Origin of the sequence: Novosphingobium sp., from assembly GCF_041905565.1 — a bacterium.
In the GTDB taxonomy this organism is placed as follows: domain Bacteria; phylum Pseudomonadota; class Alphaproteobacteria; order Sphingomonadales; family Sphingomonadaceae; genus Novosphingobium.
This window is the reverse complement of sequence record NZ_JAYRKX010000017.1, coordinates 32,181-49,243: the sequence shown is the minus strand read 5'-3', so window position 1 is coordinate 49,243 and position 17,063 is coordinate 32,181. Positions and strand designations below refer to the sequence as shown.

The window sequence follows — 17,063 nt, the reverse complement described above, 5'->3', positions numbered from 1 at the left end:
ATCAGGGCAGCGCGGCGACAGTGCGCAGCAGCAGGGCAATATCGCCGTCACGCGACAGGCGGTGATCCCCGTCCTTGATCAGCGTGACCTGCACATCGGCTGAACGCAGCGCCGCCGCGATCCGCAGCGACAGTTCCCACGGCACGTCGGGATCGGCCTGGCCGTGCAGCAGCCGCACCGGGCAATCGATCGGAATCGGCCCCGCGTCCAGCACCCTCCGCGCCTGCCCATCGGCCCATAGCCGGGCATGGGTCGGGGTCGGTTCGGGACCATAGGGATTTTCTTCAAACACGGTGCACCCCGCTGCCAGTTCGGCCTTCTGTTCGGCGGTGGTGCCCCATTCGGTAAAGTCCGGCGCGGCGGCGATCCCGACCAGTCCGGCCAATCGTCCCTGCGCGACCAGAACTTGCCCGGCGAGCAACATCAGCCACCCGCCCATCGACGAGCCGACCAGCACCACCGGCCCTTCCACCAGCGCGTCAATCAGCGTCAGCACATCGTCCGCCCAGCCGCCGATCGTCTGGTCGGCAAAGTCCCCACTGCTCAGCCCGCAGCCCGAATAGTCGAGCAAGAGGCAGGCCCGGCCCTGCGCCCCGGCCCAGTCGAACAGCGCCGTGGCCTTGCCCCCGGCCATGTCCGACATGTAGCCGGGCAGGAACACCAGCGTTGGGCCGGTGCCGGGCAACTGGCGGTAGGCAAGCCGCCGCCCGCGCGAACAATCGAGATAATTTACGTCGGTCATGCCAGCCTTCATGCCCGCGCCCGCGCGCCCTGTCAGCCCCGCGGCGACATGGCATTGCGCTGTCACAATTCGCGGCTAACCTGCGGACAAAGATCAGGGAGACCCGCCATGACCCAGCCGCCCCCGCCCGCCCCGGGCCTTGCCGCCGACCGGCGCAGCCTGCTCAAGCTGGGCGCGCTGGGCCTGGCGGGCCTGTCCGCACCGCTGCGCGCGGCAGTGAGTGGCGGGTTCACCCACGGCGTCGCCAGCGGCGAGCCCGGGCCGGACCGGGTGCTGCTGTGGACCCGCTATGCCGCGGCGGCGGAAACCACGCTCAAGTGGGAACTGGCAGAGGGCGAGGATTTCGCCCGGATCGTCGCTGCGGGGGATTGCACCGCCAGCCCGGCCAACGATTGCTGCGCCAAGGCCTGGGCCACCGGGCTGGAGCCGGGCAAGTGGTATTTCTACCGCTTCATCGCGCCGAATGGCGACAAGTCAGCCACGGGGCGCACCCGGACCCTGCCGGTGGGCAAGGTCGGCCGGTTCCGCATCGCGGTGTTTTCCTGCTCCAACTACGGCTTCGGCTGGTTCAACGCCTATGCCCATGCCTGCGAGGCGGGCGATTTCGACCTGACCATGCACCTGGGCGACTATTTCTACGAATATGCCCGCGGCACCTATCCCAGCGCCAAGCAGACCGTGGAGGGCCGGGTGCTGCCGGTGGACGAAGCGGCGACCCTGGCTGGCTACCGCGAACGCTTTGCCACCTACCGCGCCGATCCCGACCTGCAACGCCTGCACCAGCTCTGGCCGATGGTGCCGATGTGGGACGATCACGAAACCGCCAACGACACCTGGCAGGGCGGCGCCGAAAACCACCAGGCGAACGAGGGTGACTGGCCCACGCGCAAGGCCGCCTCGGAGAAGGCCTACCGCGAATGGATGCCGGTGTCCGACGATTACTGGGCCAAGTACGAGATCGGCGACCTTGCCACCCTGTTCAAGCTCGAAAGCCGTCACCTCGCCCGAATGGAATCGCTCGACCTGACCGAGGTGACCAAGGGGCTGAGCGGCGAGCAATTGCAGGCAGCGCTGGTGCGGCTCCGCGACGGGCCGCTGAAGGATCCGGGCCGCACCCTGCTGGGCGCGCAGCAGGAAGCCTGGCTGGCCAAGGCGCTGAAGGAATCGACCCGGGCGCACAAGCCGTGGCAGGTGCTGGGCCAGCAGGTCATCATGGGCCAGCTGAAGATGACCCCGCGCGTGCTCGACGGGATGAGCGCCAAGGCGCCCGACTGGCTGAAGGCGCGGCTGCAGGCCTCGGTCGCGGCGGGGCAGGCCGGGGTGCCGCTCAACATGGATGCCTGGGACGGCTATCCCGCCGCGCGCGACCGCCTGTTCAAGGCGGCGCTGGCGGCCGATGCCAACCTGGTGGTGCTGGCCGGCGACAGCCACAACGCCTGGGCCTTTGACCTTGATCGCAAGGGCAAGCGCGTGGGGGTGGAAATGGCCGGGCATTCGGTTTCCTCGCCCGGCGCGGAAAACTCGCTGTGGTGGATGAAGCCGGATGAACTGGCGCGTGACAGCGTAGCCGCCAACCCGCAGCTCAAATGGTGCGACACCAGCCGGCGCGGTTACATGGCGGTCGAACTGACCCCCAGGGCCGCCAGCAGCGAGTGGCGCTTCATGGCCACGGTCCGCCAGCGCGGCACCCAGCTGGCCGGGGTTCAGCGCATGACTGTGCTGGCCGGACAGCGCAAGTTCGAGAGCAGTTGAGGGAAACGCCCGCGCCCGCTAAGGGCCTTGGCATGTCCGAACTTCTCAAGATCAGCCTGCCCGATGGTTCCGTGCGCGAAATGCCGGTCGGCTCCACTCCTGCCGATGTGGCCGCCGCGATCGGCCCGGGCCTGGCCAAGGCCGCGCTGGCCGCGCGGATCGACGGCGAATTGCGCGATCTGACCCGCCCGTTCGAGCGCGATTGCGAGCTGGCGCTGGTCACCGCGCGCGACGAGGCCGATGCGCTGGACCTGGCCCGGCATGACTATGCCCACGTCCTGGCCGAAGCGGTCCAGGCGCTGTTTCCCGGCACGCAGATCACTTTCGGCCCCAGCACCGACGACGGGTTCTACTACGACTTCGCGCCCAAGGATCGCCCCTTCACCGAGGAAGACCTGCCCGCGATCGAGGCCGAGATGCGCCGCATCATCCAGGCCGACAAGGTACTGCGCCGCGAGGAGTGGAGCCGCGACCAGCTGATTTCGCGCTGGAAGCAGCAGGGCGAAAGCTTCAAGGCCGAATGGGCCGCCGAACTGCCCGGCGGCGAGGCACTGACCGTCTACTGGTCGGGCGACGACTGGCTCGACATGTGCCGCGGGCCGCACCTGCCCAGCACTGGCAAGCTCGATCCCGCCGCCTTCAAGCTGACCCGCGTGTCGGGCGCCTACTGGCGCGGCGACCAGAAGAACGCGATGCTCAGCCGGATCTACGGCACCGGCTGGCTCAACAAGAAGCAGCTGTCCGAACACCTCACCCGGCTGGAAGAAGCCGCCAAGCGCGATCACCGCAAGCTGGGCGGTGAAATGGACCTGTTCCATCTCCAGCAGGAAGCCCACGGCAGCGTGTTCTGGCACCCCAAGGGCTACCTGATCTGGCGCGAACTCGAAGCCTACATGCGCCGCGCGATCGATGCGGCCGGTTACCGCGAGGTCAAGACCCCGCAGGTGATGGACGCGCGCCAGTGGGAGCAAAGCGGCCACTGGGGCAAGTACCGCGAGAACATGTTCGTCATCCCCGACGAAGTGCCGAACACCGAGGACGAAGGCCCGATCGTGTCCGACGATGCGGACTGGATGGCCTTGAAGCCGATGAACTGCCCGGCGCACGTCCTGATCTTCCGCCAGGGGATCAAGAGCTACCGCGACCTGCCGCTGCGCATCTACGAAAACGGCTGCTGCCACCGCAACGAACCGCACGGCGCGCTGCACGGGCTGATGCGGGTGCGCCAGTTCACCCAGGACGATGCGCACATCTTCTGCCGCGAGGATCAGATCGTGCAGGAAGTGCAGGATTTCTGCGCCCTGGCCGACCGGATCTACAAGCACTTCGGCTTTACCTATTCGATCAAGCTGGCGCTGCGCCCCGAAAAGCGCTTCGGCACCGAGGAAATGTGGGACCAGGCCGAAGCCGAACTGCGCGACGCGGTGGTCCGCGCGGGCCTGGCCAGCGAGGAATACGGCTGGGAGGAACTGCCCGGCGAAGGCGCATTCTATGCCCCCAAGCTGGAATGGCACCTGACCGACGCGATCGGCCGCACCTGGCAGGTCGGCACGATCCAGTCCGACCGCGTGCTGCCCGAACGCCTCGATGCGACCTACATCGGCGAGGACGGCGAAAAGCACCGCCCGGTGATGCTGCACCGCGCGATCTTCGGGTCCTATGAACGCTTCATCGGCATTCTGATCGAACACTTCGCCGGCCGCCTGCCGGTGTGGCTGGCCCCGGTCCAGGCCGTGGTGGCTACCATCGTGTCCGACGCCGATGGCTATGCCGCCGAAGTGGCGCAGCAGCTGAAAGCCGCAGGGATCCGCGCCGACACCGACCTGCGCAACGAGAAGATCAACTACAAGGTGCGCGAACATTCGCTGCAGAAGGTTCCGCACCTGCTGGTCGTCGGCAAGCGCGAGGCCGAGGAAGGCACCGTCGCCGTCCGCACCCTGGGCGCCGAACACCAGAAGGTCATGCCGCTGGCGGACGCGATCGCGCTGCTGAAGGGCGAAGCCACGCCGCCGGACCTGCGCTGAACTTGCTGGGGGGGCTGACCGAAGCGCAGATTGCCGTGGCGTTGGCCGCCGCGCTGGGGGCAGCGTTCGTGCGCGGGCTGGCGGGCTTCGGCATGGCGATCCTGCTGGTTCCGGTGCTGGGCCTGGCCGTCCCCCCGAGCGAGGCGGTGGTGGTGGCCAACTGGCTGGGGCTGATGATCGGCCTCGTGGGCATCAGGAAGATCATCGGGCAGAGCGAGCGCAGCGCGCTGGTCATCTCTGCGCTGGCCGTGGTGGCGACGCCGCTCGGCGTCTGGTTGCTGGCCGTGGCCGATCCGGCGCTGGCGCGGCTGCTGATCGCGCTGATCGCGCTCGGCTCGTTCGTGCTGGTGCTGCTGCCCAAGCGCCCGGCCGATCATGCCCCCGGCACGCTGGAAACCGGAGGCACCGGGCTGCTGTCAGGCGTGCTGACCGGCTTTGCCGGGATGCCGGGACCGCCGGTGGTGCCATACTACCTGCGCCGCGCGATCCCGCCGCAACTGGCGCGCGCCTCGATGATGACGATCTTCATGGCGACTTCAATCGCCGGGGTCGGCTCGGCCATGGCGCTGCGGGTGGCGACCGTGCGCGAACCGCTGCTGGCGCTGGTGCTGTTCCCGGCGGTGCTGCTGGGCAACTGGCTGGGGCATCTCGCCTTCGGCAAGGTCAGCGATTCGCTTTGGCGCAGCTTTACCGGGCTGGTGCTGGGGATTTCGGCGCTGGCCGCGCTGTGGCGGCTGCTCGGCAGCTAGACCGGCGTTTAGAACGGCAGGCGCGCGCAGGCCAGGGCCAGACCGCAAGCGCAGACCAGCGCTGCGCGCAGCGCTTCAAGCGGGGCGGGGAGCCGCGCAGAGGACATCGCAAGGGCAAGCGTCTGAGCCATGCCCCCTTATCGCACCGCTGCGTAAACGAAAGGTTACACCGCCCCGCTGGCGCTCATCACCTGACGGCCGTCGGCGGCAAATGCGCCCAGTTCCACCGCGTCGCCCGCGCCTTTCAGCACCAGGTGCAGCTCCTCGCCGCAGATCGCCGGGCTGACCCCGCGAAAGGCGAAACGCTTCAGCGCGTTGTCGCCAAAGTGCCGCTGGGCCAGATCGGCGAGCAGCGTCGCGGTCAGCGGACCGTGGACGACGAGGCCGCGATAGCCTTCTTCCTGTGTCGCATAGGGCAGATCGTAATGGATCCGGTGGCTGTTGAAAGTCAGCGCGGAAAAGCGGAACAGCAGCGGTTCGGCGGGCGCAACCACGCGGTGCGCGTCCCAGCCAGCGGAATCGAAGCGCCCTTCGCCCAGTGGCGGCGGGGCGGGCGGCGTGCCCGGCGCGGCGGGTTCGCGGTAGACCAGCGACTGCACATCGCGCACGGCAAGGCCCGCTTCGCCGTGCGTTTCGTGTTCGACATCGACGAACACCAGCCGGCCCGAGCCGCCGTTCTTCTCGGTGATCGAAGCCACCCGCGAGCTGCGCGTCACCGCTTCGCCGACGCGCAGCGGAGCGACGAATTCGACCTTGCTCGACGCCCACATCCGGCGCGGCAGCGGCAGCGGCGGCAGGAAGCTATCGGGACTGTCATCGCGGCGCGGGTGGCCGTCTTCGCCAAGGGCAGCGGTGGGCGCATCGGGCAGGCACAGGCACCAGTGCAGCGCCTGGGGCACCAGTCCGCCGGCCGGAGCCGCGCGGTCCAGCGTCGCCAGCCAGCGGGTGACCATGCCGGGATCGACGCGGTCGGTGCGGCTCTCGCTGCGGCCCAGCCAGTCCTGCCAGTCGCTCATCAGTTGCGTCCTCCGACCAGCCCGCGCGCGATCACCTGCGCCTGGATTTCCGCGGCGCCTTCAAAGATGTTGAGGATGCGGGCATCGCACAGCACGCGGCTGATCTCGTATTCCATCGCATAGCCGTTGCCGCCGTGGACCTGCAGCGCGGCGTCCGCATTGGACCAGGCCGCGCGCGCGCCAAGCAGCTTGGCCATACCGGCCTCGATGTCGCAGCGCTTGCCCGAATCCTTGGCCCGGGCGGCAGCATAGGACAGCTCGCGCGAGAGGACGAAATCGACCAGGCTCATCGCCAGCTTGTCGGACACGCGCGGGAAGTGGACGATCGCCTGGCCGAACTGCTTGCGGTTCAGGGCATAGTCCAGTGCCAGTTCGAGCGCGCGGCGGGCCACGCCCACGGCGCGGGCGGCGGTCTGGATGCGGGCGCCTTCGAAAGTGCGCATCAACTGCTTGAAGCCCTGGCCTTCCTCGCCCCCCAAAAGGGCATCGGCCGGGGCCTGCATCCCGTCGAACTGCAAGGCATATTCGCGCATTCCGCGATAGCCCAGCACCTCGATCTCGCTGCCGGTCATGCCGGCGGCGGGGAAGGGATCGCTGTCCGTCCCGCGCGGTTTGGGGACCAGCAGCATCGACAGCCCGGCATAGCCCTTCGCATCGGGCAAAGTCCGCGCCAGCAGCGTCATCAGGTCGCTGCGGCTGGCATGGGTGATCCAGTTCTTCGCCCCGTCGATCACCCAGTTCTGGCCATCGAAACGGGCGCGGGTCTGAAGCGAGCCGAGGTCCGAGCCGACATCGGGTTCGGTGAACACGGCGGTCGGCAGCACTTCTCCGCTGGCGATGCGCGGCAGCCACTGCGCCTTCTGTTCGGGGGTGCCGCCCATCACGATCAGCTCGCCCGCGATTTCGCTGCGGGTGCCGAGCGAGCCCGCGCCGATCCAGCCGCGCGACAGTTCTTCGGTGACCAGGCACATGACCAGCTTGCCCAGGCCCAGCCCGCCGAATTCCTCGGGAATGCAGACCCCGAAGGTGCCAAGGTCGGCCATCGCCTGGACCGTGGCATCGGGGATCAAATCATTGGCCAGGTGCCACTTGTGGGCATGGGGCAGGATTTCGGCATCGGTGAACTTGCGGAACTGGTCGCGGATCGCGTCGAGTTCGCCGTCGTTGAACTGCTCGCTCGGCCACTGCCCGGCGGCCAGCGCCTGCGCCACCTGGGCGCGGGTGGCGGCATGGTCCACCTCGATCAGGTCGCGGCAGGCATGGGCGAGGTCGCGGCCCGCTTCACCAAGGCCCAGGTCGCCCGGACGCAGCAACTCGTTCTGGCCCATCGGCAGGCCGCCGCACAGCTGACCCAGCGTTTCGGCAAAGGCGAGCAGCGCGACCTGGCGGTCAAGCTCGGTCCCGCCCTGATTCGCTTCGAGCCAGCCGATCACCGCTTCAAGCGCGGCAACGCTGGTCGCGATCCAGGCAAAGCCGTGCGCGGCGCGCTGTTCAGCATCAATCGGGCGCTGCGCCAGCCGGTCCGCCAAGGCGGCCTTGGCCTGTTCGCGGTAGCCTTGCGCCGCGCCGAGCAGGTGACCGAAATCGAGGCTCATGCTCACGCCTTCTCGAACACTGCGGCGATGCCCTGCCCGCCGCCGATGCACATGGTTTCGAGGCCATACTTCACGTCGCGGCGCTGCATTTCGCGGGTCAGGTTGGCAAGGATGCGCCCGCCGGTCGCCCCGATCGGGTGGCCCAGCGAAATGCCCGAACCGTTTACGTTGAGCATGTCATGGCGGCTGTCATCGTCCGACCAGCCCCAGCCCTTGAGGCAGGCGAGGACCTGCGGCGCGAAGGCTTCGTTCAGCTCGATCAGGCCGATGTCATCGAACGACAGGCCGTTGCGGGCGAACAGCCGTTCGGTCGCGGGGACCGGGCCGTAACCCATGCGGCTGGGATCGCAGCCGGCAGCAGCCCAGCTGTGGAAGTAGGCGATGGGTTCAAGGCCGAGTTCTTCCAGCTTGTCTTCGGCCACCACGAGGCAAGCGGCGGCGGCGTCGTTCTGCTGGCTGGCATTGCCGGCGGTCACCACCCCGCCTTCGAGCGGGCGCAGCTTGCCAAGCGTTTCCATGGTGGCGTCGGCGCGGTAGCCTTCGTCATGGGCGAAGACGATCGGATCGCCCTTCTTCTGCGGGATCGTGACCGGCACCAGTTCATCGGCGAACTTGCCTTCGGCCCAGGCAGCGGCGGCGCGCTGGTGGCTGCGCACGGCATAGGCGTCGCACGCCTCGCGGCTGATGTTCCAGTCCTTCGCCAGGTTTTCGGCGGTTTCGATCATGCCGGTGATCACGCCGAAGCGTTCGACCGGCTGGCTCATCACGCGGCCGCGGGTCAGGCGGTCGTGCAGGGTGAGGTTGCCCGAGCGCACGCCCTTGCGCACGTCGGTGGTGTAATGCTCGACGTTGGACATGGACTCGCAGCCGCCGGCAACTACCACGTCGCTCATCCCGGTCTGGACCATCATCGCGGCGTTGACGATCGCCTGCAGGCCCGAACCGCAGCGGCGGTCAAGCTGGTAGCCCGGCACTTCGAGCGGCAGCCCGGCGGCGAGCCACGACCAGTGCCCGATGCACGGCGCTTCGCCGTTGCCATAGCCCTGGCTGAACACCACGTCGTCGACCCGCGCGGGATCGATCTTGGTGCGCTCCATCAGCGCTTTCAGGATGATCCCGCCCAGTTCCCCGGCGGCGACATTGGACAGCGCTCCGCCGAACTTGCCAACGGCGGTACGGATCGGGGCGACGATGGCGGCACGGCGAAGGGTCATGGCTGGGTTCCTACTATTCCGGAGTCGATCAGGCGGGCGATCTCGCCCGAGGAGAGCTTGAGGCGGCTGGCCAGCACTTCTTCCGAATGCTGACCGTTGCGCGGAGCGGGCTGCGGCGCTTGCCGTTCCTGCTGGGGAATGGTGCCAAAGGCGCCAGCGGCTGGATAGGTGAAGCCCGAGGGGTTCGCATCGAACGCGCTGAACATCGGGTTGTCCGCGACCAGCCGGGGGTCCTGCGCCGCATCGAGCATGGTGCGATAAGCGCTGTGGACGATCCCGGCGGCGTCGAGCGCCGCAGCCAGATCGGCATGGTTGCGCGCGCCGATCGCCTGTTCGAACAGCGGGTAGAGCGCATCGCGGTGGGCGAAGCGCAGCCCATCGTCCTTGGCGAAGCTCACTCCGCGCGCGGCCTCGATTGCGGCCACGGCGTCGCCGAGTTCCAGCGCGCCGAGCAGATTGGCCCACTGGCGGTGGGTGACCACCACGATCATCGTGCGCTGGCCGTCACGGGTCACGAAATCGCGCCCGAACAGCCCGTAGACCGCATTGCCGAGGCGCGGGCGGTTCTCGCCCGAATAAAGCACTTCGGCGATCCCGCCGAGGTTGGCGACCGTGCCGATCGCAACATCCGACAGCGGAATGCGCACTTCGCTGCCTTCGCCGGTCTGGCTGCGGCGCTGGATCGCGGCGAGCAGCGCAAAGGCGGCATAGGCGCCCGAGAGCAGGTCCCACGCCGGGAGCACGTGGTTGACCGGTTCCGGCCCCGGTCCGGTCACCATCGGATAGCCGACCGCGTTGTTGACCGTGTAGTCAAGTGCCGGGGCGCCGTCCGCCCAGCCCATCACCCGCACGGTGACGAGGTCAGCGCGGCCTTCGGCCAGCTTGGCGTGGCTGAGGAAGCCTTCGGCGGGGAAATTGGTGATGAACTGCCCGGTCGCGCGGACCAGTTCCTGCAGCAGCTCGCGCCCCTCGGGCCGGCCGAGGTCGAGCGCGACCGACTTCTTCGCGCGGTTGAGGTTTTCCCAGTAGAGCGAGTTGTTCTCGCTCGTCACCGGCCAGCGGCGAAAGTCCGGACCGCCGCCGACCTGGTCGACGCGGATCACTTCCGCGCCGAACTGGGCGCAATAGAGACCCGCGGTGGGCGAGGCGACGAACGACGACGCCTCGATCACCGACAGGCCGGAGAGCAGCTGGTACACCGCCCGATCAGCCCTGCGCCGCCCATTCGCGCAGCATGTGCTTGGCGATCTGGAGCTGGAGGATCTGGGTGGTGCCTTCGTAGATGCGGTAGATGCGCGCATCGCGGAAGAAGCGTTCGGCATCGTATTCGGCGAGGTAGCCCGCGCCGCCATAGACCTGCACCACGCGGTCGACCACGCGGCCGCACATCTCGCTGGCGAAGACCTTAAATGCGGCGGCCTTGCGCAGCACGTTCTCGCCCGCGTCGGCGCGCGCGGTGACGTCGGCCATCATGCTTTCGGCGGCGTAGATCTCGATCTCGCTGTCGGCCAGCATCTGCTGGATCAGCTGGAAGTTGGCGATCGGTTCGCCAAAGGCCTTGCGTTCGTTGGCATAGCGGATCGCCGAATCGAGCGCGCGGCGGGCATAGCCGGTGGCCGCCGAGCCGACCGAGATGCGCCCGTTGTCGAGGCTCTGCATCGCGGTGACGAAGCCCTTGCCTTCTTCCAGGCCGAGCAGGGCATCGGCCGGCAGCTGAACGTTGTCGAGGATGATGTCGGCGATGTGGCTGCCCGACTGGCCCATCTTCTTGTCGCTCTTGCCCACGGTCACGCCGGGCGTGTCCATCGGCACCAGGAAGGCCGAAACGTGGGCGTTCTTGGGCAGGGCTTCCTTGCTGGTGCGGGCCATGATCAGCGCGACCTTGGCGAAGGGCGCGTTGGTGATGTAGCGCTTGGTCCCGTTCAGCACCCAGCCGTTGCCGGTTTTCACGGCCATGGTCTGCATGCCCGCACTGTCCGAGCCGGAACCGGGTTCAGTCAGACCAAAGCTGGCGATTTCACCGGCGGCAAGGCGCGGCAGCCACTCGGCCTTCTGCGCTTCGGTCCCGCCGTTCTTCAGCGCCGAACAGACCATGCCGATATTGATCGAGATGATCGAGCGGAACGCCGGCATGGCATAGGACAGGGTGTGGATCGTGCGCGCATACTGCGTGACGTTCATCCCCGCGCCGCCGAATTCCTCGGGCATCGTCAGGCCGAACAGGCCCATTTCGCGCATTTCATTCAGGATATCATCGGGGATCAGGTTGGTTTCGATGATTTCCTTTTCAGCGGGCACCAGCCGCTCGCGGACATAGCGGTGCAGCTGTTCGATGAACTGTTCGAAAACGTCGGCGTCCATTCCGGTGGTCATGGGGCGCTCCTCAGATCGGGTCATAGGGGAAAACGTGCGCGCTGACTTCGTCGGCGCGGGCGAAGCTGGGCTTGAACGCGGGGATCAGCTCCTCGGCGATGGTTTCCGGCGTCCAGCCCTCAACCTTGGTCATCGAGCGGACCGGGCGCGGCTTGTTGTACAGGACGATCTCGTTCTTGCGGACCGAGAAGATCTGGTTGGTGACGTCCTTGGATGCGTCCGAAGCCAGATAGACCACCAGCGGCGCGATCTTGTCGGCGCTCATGCTCTTCATCCGCTCGACCCGCTGCTTCTGCTCGGGCGTTTCGGCGGGGATCGAGGCGGTCATCCGGCTCCACGCGAACGGCGCGATGCAGTTCGAGCGGACCCCGGCGCGCGCCATGTCGAGCGCGATCGACTGCGACAGCGCAACCAGGCCCAGCTTGGCAGCGGAATAGTTCGCCTGGCCCACGTTGCCGATCAGGCCCGAGGTCGAGGTAAAGTGGATGAAGCTGCCCGACTGCTGTTCGCGGAAATAGGGGGTCGCCGCCTTGCACACGTTGAACGGACCGTTGAGATTGACGTCGATCACCGCGCGCCAGTCCTCGTGGCTCATCTTGTGCCAGATGGTGTCGCGCAGGATGCCGGCATTGTTGACCACCGCGTCGATCCGGCCAAAGCGCTGGACCGCATCCTCGATGATGCTGGCCGCGCCGACCGGATCGGCCACGCTGGCGAGGTTGGCATGGGCCTTGCCGCCCATGGCCAGGATTTCGTTGACCACGTCCTGCGCCGGTCCGGCATCGCCGCCTTCGCCGCCGCCGCCCACGCCCGGATCGTTGACCACTACGGCCGCGCCATGCTTCGCACAGAGCAGCGCGATTTCACGGCCAACGCCGCGTCCCGCGCCGGTAATGGCGACAACCTTGCCTTCAAGCATGCCCGACATCCGCGAATCCTCTTCCTCTTGGAGCTGGCGGCGGCCTAGATCGCGCCCCGCGATATTTCAATATTCCGGAGCATTTTTCACAATTATGAAAAAAACAATGGTTTGTCTTGCACCTTGCGGCGAATCCAATAGTTCTCCTGCGCTATGAAACCGTCTGATCTCTCCGAACTCAAGGCTAATGCAAGCGCGATGGCGCAACGGCTCAAGATCATGAGCCACCCCGAACGCCTGCTGATGCTGTGCCGGATGGACGAGGGCGAGGCTTCGGTGAACGAGCTGGTCGAACTGTCGGGACTGTCGCAATCGGCCGTTTCGCAGCATCTTGCCATGCTGCGCGAGGAACAGGTGGTCGCTGCGCGGGGCGAGGCGCAGATCCGCTATTACAGCCTCAAGGACCCGCAGGTCCGCGCGATCATCCACGCGCTGTGCGAGATCTGCGATCACAGCTAGGGTCAGGACCCTAGACCGGCCGCCAAATTTGCCTAATCTGGCGGCATGACCCAGTTGCTAGACCAGATCGCCGCCATCGTTGGCCCCAAGGGATTGCTGACCGGCGAGGACGCGGCGATGCGCGCGGCCGACTGGCTGGGCCTGACCACCTGCCAGGCCAAGGCCGTTGTGCGGCCTGCCAGCACGGCGGAATTGAGCGCGGTGATGAAGCTGTGCCACGCCGCCGGGCAGGGCGTGGTCGCGGCCGGCGGGCTGACCGGGCTGGTCCACGGCGCGGACTGCACGGCAGACGACATCCAGATCTCGCTCGAGCGGATGCGCGCGGTCGAAGCGGTCGATCCCGTGGGGCGGACCATGACCGTCCAGGCCGGGATTCCGGTGCAGGCGGCGCAGGAAGCGGCCGAGGAACTCGGCCTGCGCTTTGCGGTCGACTGGGGCGGACGCGGGACGGCGACGATCGGCGGCGGCATTTCGACCAATGCCGGGGGCAATTCGGTGGTCCGTTACGGCATGATGCGCGACAACGTGCTGGGGATCGAAGCCGTGCTGGCCGACGGCACGGTGGTCAGCGCGCTCAACACCCTGATCAAGAACAACGCCGCCTATGACCTGAAGCACCTGTTCATCGGCACCGAAGGCACGCTGGGGATCGTCACCCGCGCGGTGCTGAGGCTGCACAGCGCGCCGCAATCGACCAATACGGCGATGCTCGCGCTGAACAGCTTCGGCGCGGTGCAGGACCTGTTCGTCACCTTGGGCAAGCGGCTGGGCAGCGGCCTGACCGCGTTCGAAGTGATGTGGGCCAACTTCTACGAGCCGCTGGCCGTCAATTCCGGGCGCCACAATGCGCCGCTGCCCGCCGGTCATTCGCACTATGCCCTGCTCGAGATGAGCGGCAACGATCCCGATGGCGACGGCGCGCTGTTCGAACGCGTGCTGGGTGATGTGCTGGAGGCGGGCATCGCCGCAGACGCGGTGATCGCCGCCAGCCAGGCCCAGGCCGAGGCGATGTGGAAGGTGCGCGACGATATCGAGGGGCTGTATCACTACTGCATGCCGTCAGCGACATTCGACGTCAGCCTGCCGATCACCGCGATGGAACGCTATGCCGCGGAGCTGGAGGCCAAAGCCCGCGCCGAATTTGGCGAGACGACCAAGATCGTGGTGTTCGGCCACATCGGCGATGGCAACCTGCACATCATGCTGGGCGCGCAGCCGTTCACGGACGAGACGCGCCACCGGATCGAGGAACTGGTCTATGCCCCGCTCGGCGCGCTGGGCGGCTCGATCAGCGCCGAACACGGCATTGGCCTCGAAAAGCGCGACTGGCTGCACCTGTGCCGCTCGCCCGAGGAAATCGCGCTGATGCGCACGCTCAAGACTGCGATGGACCCCAAGGGGATCCTCAACCCCGGCAAGGTGCTGGCTTAGCCGCCGAGCAGGGCCGAACGGCCGACGTCGCGCGCGTTGGGCAGGCCGGTGAGGCCCAGCGCGGTGCGCATGTCCTGCTTGTAGAGGCCCAGCATCCGGCTGAGCGCCGCCTGCCCGCCGGCGGCCAGCGCCATGACCCACGGCCGCCCGACCAGCGCCGCCCTGGCCCCCAGCGCCAGCGCCTTGACCAGGTCCTGCCCGCTGCGGATCCCGCCATCGACCAGCAGCGTGGTTTCGCTCCCCACCGCATCGGCAATGCGCGGCAGCATGGCCGCGGTTGAGGCAACCCCATCAAGCTGCCGCCCGCCGTGGTTCGACACGATCATCCCGTCCGCACCGACCGCGACCGACTGGCGCGCATCGGCAACGTCGAGCACGCCCTTCAGCACCAGTTTGCCCGGCCAGACCTGGCGCAGCCATTCGATGTCGGCCCAAGTCACCGAACTGTCGAACTGTGTGCCGGTCCAGTGCAGGTAATCGCGCGGGTTCTTCGATTGCTTCACATACATGGCGATATTGCCGAACCCGTGCGGCCCGCCGCGCAGGCCCACGTCGATCGCCCAGCCCGGGTGCAGCGCATAGTCGAGCGCGCCCGAGCGGAACCGACCCCACGGCCCCAGCCCCCCGGCCATGCCGCTGCGGATGTCGCGGTAGCGCGTGCCCAGCACGGCGAGGTCGATGGTGAAGACCAGCGTGGTCACCCCATGCGCCAGCGCGCGCGCCAGGATTTCCTGCACGATCCCCCGGTCCTTCAGCATGTAGAGCTGGAACCAGAACGGCCGTTGCGAGACCTGCGCCACTTCCTCCATCGGGCAGATGCCGACAGTGGACAGGCAGAACGGGATGCCGGCCGCATCGGCCGCGCGCTTGGCCTGGACCTCACCGCGCCGCGCGGTCATCCCGCCCATGCCGACCGGGGCCAGCACCAGCGGCATGGCCAGCTTTTGCCCGAACAGCTCGACCGAGCAGTCCATTTTCGACGCGTCGACCAGCACCTTCTGGTTGAGCTGCACCGCTTCCCAATCGGCGGTGTTGCGGCGCAGGGTCACTTCGGCCCCGGCCCCGCCGTCGATGTAATCAAACAGGAAACGCGGCAGGCGCTTTTCAGCGTCGCGGCGGAAATCGGCGAAGCTGGCGGGCAGCAGGTTGAGCGAATCGCCCATTACAGCAGGACTTCGATCAGGCGCGGCCCCTTGTGCTGGAGCGCCTCCGCCAGCGCCGCGCGGAATTCCTCGGCCGTGGTAACGCGCACGGCGGGCACGCCCATGCCTTCGCTCATCCTGCTCCAGTCCAGCGCCGGATGCTTGAGATCGAGCATCGACAGCGCCTTGGGCCCGGGGTTCTGCACCCCCACCCGCATCAGTTCGATGTTGAGGATCGCGTAGGACCCGTTGTTGAGGATCACCGTGGTCACGTCGAGCTGCTCGCGCGCCATGGTCCACAGTGCTTGGGCTGTGTACATCCCGCCGCCATCGGCCTGCAGCGCAATCACCTTGCGATCCGGGCAGGCCACCGCCGCGCCCACCGCCAACGGCAGGCCCTGGCCAATCGCGCCGCCGGTCAGCTGCAGCCAGTCATGCCGCGCCGCGCCCGCGCACATCGCAAAGGCCGCCCCGCCCGAGGTCGCGCTTTCATCCGAAACGATGGCATCTTCGGGCAGCAGCTCGGCCAGGATCGCGCCCAGGTTGGCGCTGTTGATCCGGCCCGGTTCGGCGGGAAAGCTGGTCTTGTCCTGGACCAGCGCGGGCTGCGCCGGAGCATCGAGCGCCGCGGCAAGGCCGGACAGCGCCTGCATCGCGTCCTCGCGCAGCGAAGCGAGGCGGACCAGCCTGGCCCCTGGCGGCGAAAGGAAGCTCGGCTTGCCGGGATAGGCGAAGAACGAGACCGGCGGCTCGGTCCCGACGAAGACGATCGCTTCGAAGTCCTTTAGATAGGCTTCGGCCTGTTCGCCGAAATAGGGCAGCTTTTCCACCGCGACCCGGCCCGCGCCGCGCTGGTGGCGGGTGGCGAAGGTTTCGGCAATCAGCCGCGCGCCCGTGGCCGCCGCGATCCGCCCGGCCTGGACCAGCTCCGCTGCGCGCAGCGCCCGCCCGCCCAGCATCAGCGCCTTGGGACCGGCGCAATCGCGCAGCGCTGCGGCGGCTTCGGCAATCGTTTCGGCAGGGACCTGCGCCCGGGCCGGTACGGCGGGCGGGGCAACCGCCGCGCTGCCTTCGTTCCAGGCGTGGTCAGCCGGCACGATCACGGTCGCCACCTTGCCGGGATAGCTTTGCGCCACGGCGAAGGCTTCGGCCCCGGCCTGGGCCAGATCGCGCTGCGACGTGCTGGTGCGCACCCAGTCCGACATCGGCCGCGCCACCCCGGCGGCGTCCGAGGTGAGCGGGGCGTTATAGTGCAGGTGATAGGTCGCGTGATCGCCGACCATGTTGATCACCGGGCTGGCGGCGCGGCGGGCGTTGTGCAGGTTGGCAAGACCATTGCCCAGCCCAGGTCCCAGATGCAGCAGGGTCACCGCCGGTTTGTCAGCCATCCGGCCATAGCCGTCCGCCGCGCCGGTCACCACGCCTTCGAAAAGCCCCAGGATCGCGCGCATCCCGTCCTGCCGGTCGATCGCGGCAACCAGCTGCATTTCGGACGTGCCGGGATTGGCAAAGCAGACCTCGACCCCGCAGGTGTTCAACGTCTGGATGAATGCTTCGGCCCCGTTCATGTCCCGCTCCCTGCTTTTGGCTTGGGACGCAGGTTGAAGCCTCCTGCCGCGCTGTCAATCCCCCCGCAGCGGGCGCCCT

At 67.8% G+C, this 17,063-nt stretch carries 14 protein-coding genes; 5 read left to right on the top strand and 9 right to left on the bottom strand.

What is annotated here, in order from left to right; all coding sequences use genetic code 11:
* Position 1: 1 nt before the first annotated feature.
* Entirely contained in the window at positions 2–742 is a 741-nt protein-coding gene (locus ACE3N9_RS13560) for an alpha/beta fold hydrolase (RefSeq protein WP_374284441.1), read from the bottom strand.
* A gap of 108 nt (positions 743–850) precedes the next feature.
* Between ACE3N9_RS13560 and ACE3N9_RS13555 the strand changes: the two genes are divergently transcribed.
* The 3 genes from ACE3N9_RS13555 to ACE3N9_RS13545 are packed head-to-tail and all read left to right on the top strand — an operon-like array spanning position 851 to position 5,267.
* Positions 851–2,494: an alkaline phosphatase gene (locus ACE3N9_RS13555; RefSeq protein WP_374284439.1), complete on the top strand. Its 1,644-nt coding sequence runs from the start codon at positions 851–853 to the stop codon at positions 2,492–2,494.
* 32 nt (positions 2,495–2,526) lie between these two features.
* On the top strand, positions 2,527–4,518 hold the full coding sequence (gene thrS, locus ACE3N9_RS13550) for a threonine--tRNA ligase (protein WP_374284437.1): 1,992 nt from the start codon (positions 2,527–2,529) through the stop codon (positions 4,516–4,518).
* Positions 4,519–4,520: 2 nt separating this feature from the next.
* Positions 4,521–5,267: a sulfite exporter TauE/SafE family protein gene (locus ACE3N9_RS13545; protein WP_374284435.1), complete on the top strand. Its 747-nt coding sequence runs from the start codon at positions 4,521–4,523 to the stop codon at positions 5,265–5,267.
* 164 nt (positions 5,268–5,431) lie between these two features.
* Here ACE3N9_RS13545 and ACE3N9_RS13540 read toward each other — a convergent pair whose 3' ends face one another.
* Genes ACE3N9_RS13540 through ACE3N9_RS13515 form a run of 6 tightly spaced genes read right to left on the bottom strand, consistent with a single transcriptional unit; the run spans position 5,432 to position 12,393 of the window.
* Positions 5,432–6,283 (bottom strand): MaoC family dehydratase N-terminal domain-containing protein, encoded by an 852-nt coding sequence (locus tag ACE3N9_RS13540; protein ID WP_374284433.1) that lies wholly within the window; start codon positions 6,281–6,283, stop codon positions 5,432–5,434.
* Positions 6,283–7,878, bottom strand: a complete 1,596-nt coding sequence (locus tag ACE3N9_RS13535; protein ID WP_374284431.1) for an acyl-CoA dehydrogenase family protein — start codon at positions 7,876–7,878, stop codon at positions 6,283–6,285. Before ACE3N9_RS13535 ends, ACE3N9_RS13540 begins: the two co-directional genes overlap by 1 nt.
* Before the next feature lie 2 nt (positions 7,879–7,880).
* A complete protein-coding gene (locus ACE3N9_RS13530; RefSeq protein WP_374284429.1) occupies positions 7,881–9,092 on the bottom strand; it encodes an acetyl-CoA C-acetyltransferase in 1,212 nt (403 codons plus the stop codon).
* Positions 9,089–10,291 carry a CoA transferase gene (locus ACE3N9_RS13525; RefSeq protein ID WP_374284427.1) on the bottom strand — a complete coding sequence of 401 codons (1,203 nt, stop codon included), beginning with the start codon at positions 10,289–10,291 and terminating at the stop codon, positions 9,089–9,091. Before ACE3N9_RS13525 ends, ACE3N9_RS13530 begins: the two co-directional genes overlap by 4 nt.
* Before the next feature lie 7 nt (positions 10,292–10,298).
* The gene (locus ACE3N9_RS13520) at positions 10,299–11,465 is read right to left on the bottom strand and encodes an acyl-CoA dehydrogenase family protein (protein WP_374284425.1); all 1,167 of its coding nucleotides are present in this window, start codon (positions 11,463–11,465) and stop codon (positions 10,299–10,301) included.
* Positions 11,466–11,475: 10 nt separating this feature from the next.
* On the bottom strand, positions 11,476–12,393 hold the full coding sequence (locus tag ACE3N9_RS13515; protein ID WP_374284423.1) for an SDR family NAD(P)-dependent oxidoreductase: 918 nt from the start codon (positions 12,391–12,393) through the stop codon (positions 11,476–11,478).
* A 144-nt stretch (positions 12,394–12,537) separates the two neighbouring features.
* On the opposite strand from ACE3N9_RS13515, the gene ACE3N9_RS13510 reads away from it, so the two are divergent.
* Together ACE3N9_RS13510 and ACE3N9_RS13505 are read left to right on the top strand one after the other, a co-directional pair.
* Positions 12,538–12,843 carry an ArsR/SmtB family transcription factor gene (locus ACE3N9_RS13510; RefSeq protein WP_374284421.1) on the top strand — a complete coding sequence of 102 codons (306 nt, stop codon included), beginning with the start codon at positions 12,538–12,540 and terminating at the stop codon, positions 12,841–12,843.
* Between the two features lie 45 nt (positions 12,844–12,888).
* A complete protein-coding gene (locus ACE3N9_RS13505) occupies positions 12,889–14,274 on the top strand; it encodes an FAD-binding oxidoreductase (RefSeq protein ID WP_374284419.1) in 1,386 nt (461 codons plus the stop codon).
* Here ACE3N9_RS13505 and ACE3N9_RS13500 read toward each other — a convergent pair.
* Both ACE3N9_RS13500 and ACE3N9_RS13495 read right to left on the bottom strand, forming a co-directional pair.
* A complete protein-coding gene (locus ACE3N9_RS13500) occupies positions 14,271–15,437 on the bottom strand; it encodes an L-lactate dehydrogenase (protein WP_374284417.1) in 1,167 nt (388 codons plus the stop codon). The genes ACE3N9_RS13505 and ACE3N9_RS13500 overlap by 4 nt on opposite strands.
* Positions 15,437–16,984, bottom strand: a complete 1,548-nt coding sequence (locus ACE3N9_RS13495) for an acetolactate synthase large subunit (RefSeq protein ID WP_374284415.1) — start codon at positions 16,982–16,984, stop codon at positions 15,437–15,439. The genes ACE3N9_RS13500 and ACE3N9_RS13495 overlap by 1 nt, the downstream gene beginning before the upstream one ends.
* Between the last annotated feature and the right edge of the window lie 79 nt (positions 16,985–17,063).